We start from the raw sequence: 9,293 nt of genomic DNA on the forward strand, positions 1-9,293 counted from the left end.
ACTAATTAGCTTTCTCTTTGCTTTTATAAATACAATTAAAAATAACAGATATTACTATAGCAACAAGCGAAACGAAGTAAACCCCTTTTAAAGCACTAAAAAGTACTTGCCTTAATTGTGGAATTAAGTTCGCAGATAGTTCTTGGGCTTTAGCTGATGAAACTATTTTGTTCATCATGCCTTGTGTCAAATTCGGATGTTTTGCAAGTTGATGTGCCACGACAGTATTGAAGGTAATACCAAAAATGGAAACCATCATTGTTTGACCTAAATACCTCATTAATGTGTTAAAGGAAGTAGCAACACCAATATTTTCTTTTGAAACTAAAACCTGTGACCTGACTTGCGAAGCGGTTAGAACTCCACCAAAGGAAAAGCCATTAAGTGTTGCTATGACACAAAAGACCCAAAACGGAGTATGAATAGGAACAAGCAATAACATACAGTCAGCAATTAGCAGGATTGTAAGCAATCCAAAGAAAGTTTTTCTTACACCCCAGCGACTCAACATGCCACCGATCAAAAATGAACCCACAACCCACATAACAGAGCTTGGAGTTACGGCAAAACCTGCAATAGTAGCAGAAGTACCATTAATCCCCTGCATCCAGGTTGGAATATAAAATTCAAAGCCAATAACTACTCCGGCAACAAGCAGGGTAATCATATTAACAGCCAAGAACTCTTTGCCCTTGAGCATTGACAGTGGCATTATCGGATCATCTGCGCGCTTTTCTTCATGATAGAAAATTACTGCACTAACAATGATTAAAGCAACCAAAGCAGCTAAAATAAGCGGTTTAATGGTGCCAAGATCTTGTAATGTAAACATTAAGGTTAAAAGCAAAACAACAAGCCAAAATGTTCCTTTAACGTCAAGTTTAGTCTTTTGCTTATTCCTTGGTTCATTTAAGAAAAAGACAATTAATAAAAGTGCAATGATACCAATTGGCACATTAATGTAGAAAACCCAGTGCCAAGAAAGATTTTGCACAATAAAGCCACCAAGTAATGGAGCAATGACTGAAGCTACGCCCCAAAAACCAGAGTTGAGACCCAGCATTTTTGTTCTTTTTTCCAGACTATATAAATCTGCAATTATGGTCATCGCAACTGGTTGAATAGCTCCAGAACCCAGTCCCTGAATAACACGGAATAAAATTAGTTCAACCATATTCTGAGCCTGACCACAAAGAGCAGACCCAATCACAAAAAGAGCTATTCCAAATAGAAAAATTGGTTTACGACCAAAGCTGTCTGCTAATTTGCCATATAAAGGAGTTGACACAGCAGTCATAAACAAAAATATGGAAACAACCCAATTCATAATTTCTAATCCATTCAGATCGGAAACAATTGTCGGCATTGCAGTAGAAACGATTGTACCTTCAATGGCGGTCATAAATGTCGTCATAAAAATTGCAATCATTACTACTCGTACATTTGTCTTTTTCAAAATTACAACTCCCTTATTAATGAAAAGCTTTACTTATTTTCGTTAACAAAATTTAAAAGGTCTTGAACTTTATCGGTTTTCTCCCATGGTAAATCAATATCTGTTCTGCCAAAGTGTCCGTAAGCTGCCGTTTGCTCATAAATCGGCCGCCTTAAATTAAGCATTTTAATTATTCCAGCTGGGCGCAAGTCAAAGACCTTACGTACTGCTTTTGTTAAAAGGTCATCACTTACTTTACCGGTTCCGGCTGTATCAACCATAACTGAAACGGGATGAGCAACACCAATTGCGTAAGCTAATTGAACTTCACAGCGATCAGCCAAACCTGAAGCAACAATATTTTTAGCCACATATCTGGCAGCATAACTGGCACTGCGGTCAACCTTTGTCGGATCCTTTCCAGAAAAAGCGCCACCACCGTGGCGAGCATAGCCACCGTAAGTATCAACAATAATTTTACGTCCAGTCAGTCCTGAATCACCCTTAGGTCCACCAATAACAAAGCGACCTGATGGGTTAATCAGAAACTTGGTCTTTTCATCAAGGTATTTAGCAGGTATTACCTTTTTAATTGCCAAATCTATCATAGCTTGGCGAATCTCTTCGTTTGAAACCTTATCATCGGTCTGTGTTGAAATAACAACGGTATCTACACGTATTGGTTTTTGTTTTTCATCGTATTCAACAGTCACTTCTGCCTTAGCATCAGGTCTAAGCCAAGTTAAAGTACCATCTTTGCGCAGCTTAGCAACCTGTCTCATCAAGCGATGAGCAAGCGAAATAGGCAGAGGCATTAATTCAGGCGTTTCATTGATTGCAAAACCAAACATTAAGCCTTGATCCCCTGCCCCGATTTGATCAAGCTGATCTTCGTCAGATTGATTTTCACGCGTTTCAAGAGAATGATCAACGCCTTGAGCAATATCAGGTGATTGTTCATCAATATCAATTAAGACAGCGCAATTATTGCCATCAAAGCCAAGTTCTGGTTTATCATAGCCAATTCTCAAAACTGTCTTGCGAACAATTCCTTGAATATCAACATAAGCACTAGTTGATATTTCACCAAAGACATAGACAATACCAGTATTGACGATGGTCTCACAAGCTACATGAGCTTGAGGGTCTTTGGCAATAATAGCATCCAAAATTGCATCAGAAATCTGATCAGCAATCTTGTCTGGATGACCTTCAGAAACAGATTCTGAAGTAAACAAACGTTTTTCCATATTAGTCCCCCTATAGACAATAGCTATTCGGTTACAAGGCATCTCCACTTAAGGATCCTCTCAGGACTTGAACCGATTTTTAAAATTTTCGTTCTATGTTCTTATATATACATTGATAATAAAAAAAGCTACCGCATGTTCGGTAGCCATAGAACGATGGAGGATACAGGGCTCGAACCTGTGACCTCCTGCTTGTAAGGCAGATGCTCTCCCAGCTGAGCTAATCCTCCAAAGTGACCCGTACGGGATTTGAACCCATGTTACCGCCGTGAAAGGGCGATGTCTTAACCACTTGACCAACGGGTCATTGTTCTGAATCAAAGCACATTCAATAGTATACCTATTCTGAGAGAAAATGCAAGGATTCCATTTATTAATTAAATCAATAAATAATGGCGGCGCGAACTTCCCTTCACACCACCATCATTATGGAGGATACAGGGCTCGAACCTGTGACCTCCTGCTTGTAAGGCAGATGCTCTCCCAGCTGAGCTAATCCTCCATTTTGTTGTCATCTCTCGACCACTCTTAATAATTTAGCATAAGTTTCTATTTATGTCTACATTTTTTTGAAATTTTTGTAGGATTCTGTTCATTAATATTAATTTCTATGAATTAACTAAACTTTTTTCAATTCTTTTTTATATTAAAGATTAAGGATATAACTAGATCGGGTGAAGAATGCTTGACTACTATTCAAGAAGTTGTCGGATCAAGTATGACAATCGGAGTTTAATTTCTATGTATTTTTCATCTGAATTTTGGGGAGTATGATTGAAAATTTTATATCGAAAGTTTAAATCTCTCACATTCCATTAAAAATTTTTATTTTCTGATAAAAGAGTTTTCTTATTCACTTGTTAGATTTTATCCTACTTCAACTTTTATTTTAAAAAGTACAATATATTTTTGATATTGAAAAATTGTCACTTAAAATAATCTATTCTTGTATCTGCTATAATAATTATTTATACTAGAATTAAAAAGATAAAAGCATCACATGAAATTTTTTAATTTAATTATATAAAGTTTTTGTAACACAAAAAAATCTTAAATATTAAGAAAGAAATATTTATTTTTATTAAATGTCAATACAGAATTAAGGTTCATATTTTGTCCATAACACCAGCGACATTAAACCTATGGTAGTAAATCTTTGGGAGGAAGTAATGGGTAATCTAAAAAAAACCTTATCATTTTTAATAACAAGCTTATTCATCTTTTCTTTGATAGGATGTTCAGCTGATGATACGAACAAATCAGGTGATAAAGGTGGAAGTAATAATCGACAAAGTAAAGAAGTAGAAATAGAGAAAAATACTGCTAAAGCAGTAACACTGTCGGCTGGTACTCATAAAGTCGGTAAAGAAATTAAACCCGGACGTTATGTAATTAAGGCCGTCTCAGGTAGTGGCAATCTATTTTCACGAAACAGTCCTAATGATCGTAATATAAATGTCATTTTAGGGCCAACTGAGGATGATACATGGATGAAACTTTCTTCGTACACCACTGACTTAAAAGCAGGAGAAAAGATAAAGATTGATGGAATTGAATCAACAAAACTAATCCCAACTCCAGACAAGCGTATTTTTAGAAAGATACTGACCCCTGGTAGTTGGACAGTAGGTAAAGATATCAAACCTGGCGATTATACTATTAAAGCTGTACGAGGAACTGGAAACATATTCTCTGACAATGGCGAAGATGACATTAATGAAATTTTAGCAAAGCACCCTGATAAGGACTACGGCCAGGTATCAAAAATTCATGTTGAATTAAATAAAGGTGAAATAATAACTTCTGATGTTCCTAAAATAAAATTAGTAGAAGACTAACTACTAAAATTACAAGCATTATAGAAGCCAAACTTATTTAATTTTATTAATTCATTTAATTCGTTTATAAAGCATAACTTTAGGGGTTTTATTCCATTAATCTGATTGATGAAAAACATTTTAAAAAGAAAAGACAATTCAATTGATCTTATTATTAATGAAAAAAGACTAATTTAAATTTATATTACGTTTCGAGTCCAAAAATTTTGATAAAAATTATATAATTTCTTTAAAGCTTGAGTCCGATATTCATTCGGAGTCAGGCTTTTTGGTCTGTCTTTATTTCTTTCAGTGTTATTACGCAATTTCTTTAGTTAGTTCTTGCAGATTATGGTACTTATATTCCTGGATGTAAAACATTTTCGTTTTAATCAAGCCAAGAAGTTCTCCACTATCCGCTCGTGCATTGTATTTCATTTGCGCTACACGTTTTGAATAATGCCATGTAAATTCAATACACTCTGATAAATCGAATTTTTGATATTACACTGTATGGAAATCACAAGCATTTAAAGCCTGATGTTTAGGAAAAATTTTATCCAACATTGACACTACCAGTTCCATATTAAGATGCCCTGAAATTGAGTAGGAATCTATATCGCCAACATAGCCATCCAAAATGGTTGACAAATAAATCATTTGTCCCCTAAGATGAAATTCAGTAATATCCGCGTACTATTTCTTATTTGGTCTTAAGTAAAAGCAGCTGAGTTTAATTAAATTAAGTGAAATCTTACCAACTATATGGCAAAAACAAGAACACATACACCAATTTCATTTATTGGCTTTTAAACCCTAAGCCCAGTTCGTTCATATTTCTTCTGACCACTTTAACATTAGCTGGCCAGCCATCTTTAATTAACTGCAAGGCAATCCTACTCTATCTTCAATTTTAAAGATATACTTGTTGGTGTTATATTTGTTTATTTTTCTTAATTTTGCAGCTACTTGAAAAAACTAACTTGATCACTTAATATGAAGTCATTTAAACGTTTATACTGACTCTAGGTGAAACAACACTATTAGCACTAACAATACCTTGAGGCTTGGAATTTTGAACACTATTTTTAGTCTTTTGAATGCGTTTGTTATTAAATTTTAGCTAATTAGTCTTGGTCTTTAAATCAGTATAAAAATAATCTTTAAATCCATGAAGCTTAGAATAAACGCTATTTTCATCTAATGAAACTAACTGTTTTCTTCTTTACATCGTCATAAAATGAATAGCTGATTTTGTTGCTTGATTTAAAATAAGGTTTTCCCGCCACGACAAAAGATAATTTGGCTTCGTAATCTGATGTAGGACACATAAGTTTGTAACACAATTTATCTAAATTTGTGTTTTATTATAATTTTAAAAGAAACAAGATCTCACGAACCATACCAAGTTTCATTAAACCTCACATTTATTTCTCTTCCACAAATGTTGTAAATAAAATTTTACTCTAAAATTTTAAAAATTTTGGAATAAATGAAAAAGAATTTCATTTCGAAAGTTTAAGTTCTACACATGAGGTTCTCCTATAATTTAAGAGCGACAAATTAGCACACTATTGCGCCATGGGTTGACTGAATGCTAGATAAATTAATTCAAAATTCTAAGAAATTGCAAAAGTACCGGATGAAATAAAACAGAACGTCGAGCCGTTTTTTTATACTTTTATGCCGTGCGAAAGCATAATAAAAGCTTGTAACAGTTGATATTACAAGCTTCTTATTACTATTAACGGAGTGTGAGAGATTTGAACTCTCGATACAGGATTAACCCATATACATGATTTCCAATCATGCTCCTTAAGCCACTCGGACAACACTCCAATTTAAACTCCGGCTGTCAGACTCGAACTGACGACATCTTGATTAACAGTCAAGCGCTCTACCAACTGAGCTAAGCCGGATTGCTAAAAAGCACGGCAGCGTCCTACCCTCGCAGGCAGTCTCCCACCAACTACTCTCGGCGTGAAGAAGCTTAACTGCTGTGTTCGGCATGGTTACAGGTGTTTCCTTCTTGCTCTTGCCACCGTACTTTTTCTCTCTCTTTGAGCTTCTACGCTCAAAACTAAATATAATCCTTTAAAAAAACCTTGATTGCCTTCAAGCTCTGGTCAAGTCCTCGACTGATTAGTACTGGTCCGCTCCAAGCCTCGCGGCTCTTCCACTCCCAGCCTATCTACCTCTTAGTCTTTGAGGTGTCTTACTACTTGCGTATGGGAAATCTCATCTTGAGGGGGGCTTCGCACTTAGATGCTTTCAGCGCTTATCCCGGCCATACTTAGCTACCCAGCGATGCCTTTGGCAAGACAACTGGTACACCAGCGGTATGTCCATCCCGGTCCTCTCGTACTAAGGACAGCTCCTCGCAAATTTCCTACGCCCACGACGGATAGGGACCGAACTGTCTCACGACGTTCTGAACCCAGCTCGCGTGCCGCTTTAATGGGCGAACAGCCCAACCCTTGGGACCGACTTCAGCCCCAGGATGCGACGAGCCGACATCGAGGTGCCAAACCTCCCCGTCGATGTGAACTCTTGGGGGAGATAAGCCTGTTATCCCCAGGGTAGCTTTTATCCGTTGAGTGATGGCCCTTCCACGCGGTGCCACCAGATCACTAAGCCCGACTTTCGTCCCTGCTCGAGTTGTCGCTCTCGCAGTCAAGCTCCCTTATACCTTTGCACTCTGTGAATGATTTCCAACCATTCTGAGGGAACCTTTGGGCGCCTCCGTTACGCTTTAGGAGGCGACCGCCCCAGTCAAACTGCCCGTCTGACACTGTCCCATGCCTCGCTTAGAGGCCCTGGTTAGAGCAGCCATCAAACAAGGGTAGTATCCCAACATTGCCTCTGATAACACTGGCGTGCTATCTTCTCCGGCTCCTACCTATCCTGTACATGTTTAACAGCTGCCCAATATCAAATTGCAGTAAAGCTCCATGGGGTCTTTCCGTCCTGTCGCGGGTAACCCGCATCTTCACGGGTATTATAATTTCACCGAGTCTCTCGTTGAGACAGTGCCCAAATCATTACACCTTTCGTGCAGGTCGGAACTTACCCGACAAGGAATTTCGCTACCTTAGGACCGTTATAGTTACGGCCGCCGTTTACTGGGGCTTCAGTTCGCTGCTTCGCTTGCGCTAACAGCTCTCCTTAACCTTCCAGCACCGGGCAGGTGTCAGCCCCTATACGTCGTCTTACGACTTGGCAGAGACCTGTGTTTTTGATAAACAGTTGTTTGGGCCTATTCACTGCGGCTGGCTTTTATACCAGCACCCCTTCTCCCGAAGTTACGGGGCGATTTTGCCGAGTTCCTTAACGAGAGTTCTCTCGCTCACCTGAGTGTTCTCCACTCGACTACCTGTGTCGGTTTGCGGTACGGGTACGCAGCTTCTCGCTAGAAGCTTTTCTTGGCAGTGTGACGCTTGAACCTTCGCTACTTTGATTTCGCTCCTCATCACGCCTTGTGCTTAACAGTAACAAGCATTTGACTCATTACTACACTTAACGCTTGAACATGGCTTCCAGCGCCATGCGTTCTTTGCCTCCTGCGTCCCTCCTTCGCTGTTAACGAAGCTGCGCAGTACAGGAATTTCTACCTGTTGTCCATCGACTACGCCTTTCGGCCTTGCCTTAGGTCCCGACTTACCCTGGGCGGACGAGCCTGCCCCAGGAAACCTTAGTCTTTCGGCGGACAGGATTCTCACCTGTCTTGCGCTACTCATACCGGCATTCTCACTTCTAAACGCTCCACTTATCTTCTCAGTTAAGCTTCGCCGCATTTAGAACGCTCTCCTACCACGTGCATTCCTGCACATCCACAGTTTCGGTACTATGCTTAGCCCCGGTAAATTTTCGGCGCAGCGTCACTCGACTAGTGAGCTATTACGCACTCTTTTAATGATGGCTGCTTCTGAGCCAACATCCTAGTTGTCTACGCAACTCCACATCCTTTTCCACTTAGCATAGATTTGGGGACCTTAACTGGTGATCTGGGCTGTTTCCCTTTCGACTACGGATCTTATCACTCGCAGTCTGACTCCAGTGCCTCGATCTCTGGAATTCGCAGTTTATCTGAATTCAGTAACCCCTGACGGGCCCTTCGTCCAAACAGTGCTCTACCTCCATGATCGTCCTGGCACCAGGCTAGCCCTAAAGCTATTTCGGAGAGAACCAGCTATCTCCAAGTTCGTTTGGAATTTCACCGCTACCCACAACTCATCCCCGCAATTTTTAACTTACGTGGGTTCGGTCCTCCAGTGCGCTTTACCGCACCTTCAACCTGGTCATGGGTAGGTCACTTGGTTTCGGGTCTACGTCAGCTAACTGCTCCGCCCTCTTCAGACTCGCTTTCGCTCCGGCTCCGTCTTTTCTGACTTAACCTCGCTAGCTAACGTAACTCGCCGGTTCATTCTACAAAAGGCACGCCATCACCCTTTAATGGGCTTTGACTATTTGTAGGCACACGGTTTCAGGTTCTCTTTCACTCCCCTCCCGGGGTTCTTTTCACCTTTCCCTCACGGTACTGGTTCACTATCGGTCACAATGTAGTATTTAGCCTTGCGAGATGGTCCTCGCTGCTTCAATCGGGATTCCTCGTGTCCCGACCTACTCAGGATCCTGCTCGGCGCGCTCCGGATTTCGCTTACGGGGCTCTCACCCTCTCTGGCTTACCTTCCCAGATAATTCTGCTATCCTTTGCGCTGCCTTATTGCAGTCCTACAACCCCAAATGATAAATCATCTGGTTTGGGCTCTTTCCTCTTCGCTCGCCGCTACT

4 protein-coding genes, 5 tRNA genes, 2 rRNA genes and 1 riboswitch (1 of these 12 running past the window's edge) are annotated in these 9,293 nt (G+C 40.0%); of the genes, 1 reads left to right on the forward strand and 10 read right to left on the reverse strand.

The annotated features are described in order from the left end of the window. Position 1: 1 nt before the first annotated feature. The 5 genes from DKL58_RS06390 to DKL58_RS06410 all read right to left on the reverse strand — a co-directional run bounded on the left by DKL58_RS06390 (position 2) and on the right by DKL58_RS06410 (position 3,187). Positions 2–1,456, reverse strand: a complete 1,455-nt coding sequence (locus tag DKL58_RS06390) for an MDR family MFS transporter (RefSeq protein ID WP_109586522.1) — start codon at positions 1,454–1,456, stop codon at positions 2–4. A 29-nt stretch (positions 1,457–1,485) separates the two neighbouring features. Next, positions 1,486–2,685 (reverse strand): methionine adenosyltransferase, encoded by a 1,200-nt coding sequence (metK, locus tag DKL58_RS06395; RefSeq protein ID WP_045928362.1) that lies wholly within the window; start codon positions 2,683–2,685, stop codon positions 1,486–1,488. Next, a riboswitch (SMK box riboswitch) is annotated at positions 2,683–2,763 on the reverse strand. (Overlaps the previous gene by 3 nt.) 79 nt (positions 2,764–2,842) lie before the next feature. Then, positions 2,843–2,915: transfer RNA gene (locus DKL58_RS06400), tRNA-Val, on the reverse strand. 4 nt (positions 2,916–2,919) lie between these two features. After that, positions 2,920–2,991, reverse strand: a tRNA-Glu gene (locus DKL58_RS06405). 123 nt (positions 2,992–3,114) lie between these two features. Beyond that, a tRNA-Val gene (locus DKL58_RS06410) sits at positions 3,115–3,187 on the reverse strand. 667 nt (positions 3,188–3,854) lie between these two features. On the opposite strand from DKL58_RS06410, the gene DKL58_RS06415 reads away from it, so the two are divergent. Beyond that, positions 3,855–4,523 (forward strand): hypothetical protein, encoded by a 669-nt coding sequence (locus DKL58_RS06415; RefSeq protein ID WP_109586523.1) that lies wholly within the window; start codon positions 3,855–3,857, stop codon positions 4,521–4,523. 483 nt (positions 4,524–5,006) lie between these two features. On the opposite strand, the gene DKL58_RS09525 is transcribed toward DKL58_RS06415, so the two are convergent. From DKL58_RS09525 to DKL58_RS06435, 5 genes are all read right to left on the reverse strand, one after another. Beyond that, on the reverse strand, positions 5,007–5,162 hold the full coding sequence (locus DKL58_RS09525; RefSeq protein WP_158595203.1) for a hypothetical protein: 156 nt from the start codon (positions 5,160–5,162) through the stop codon (positions 5,007–5,009). Between the two features lie 1,088 nt (positions 5,163–6,250). Beyond that, positions 6,251–6,340 (reverse strand) — tRNA-Ser (locus DKL58_RS06420). 8 nt (positions 6,341–6,348) lie between these two features. After that, positions 6,349–6,421 (reverse strand) — tRNA-Asn (locus DKL58_RS06425). A gap of 10 nt (positions 6,422–6,431) precedes the next feature. Next, positions 6,432–6,548: ribosomal RNA gene (gene rrf, locus DKL58_RS06430) — 5S ribosomal RNA — on the reverse strand. 76 nt (positions 6,549–6,624) lie between these two features. Next, a 23S ribosomal RNA gene (locus tag DKL58_RS06435) occupies positions 6,625–9,293 on the reverse strand; it runs 240 nt beyond the window's last position.

This window comes from Lactobacillus kullabergensis (genome assembly GCF_003151025.1).
Classification (GTDB): domain Bacteria; phylum Bacillota; class Bacilli; order Lactobacillales; family Lactobacillaceae; genus Lactobacillus; species Lactobacillus kullabergensis.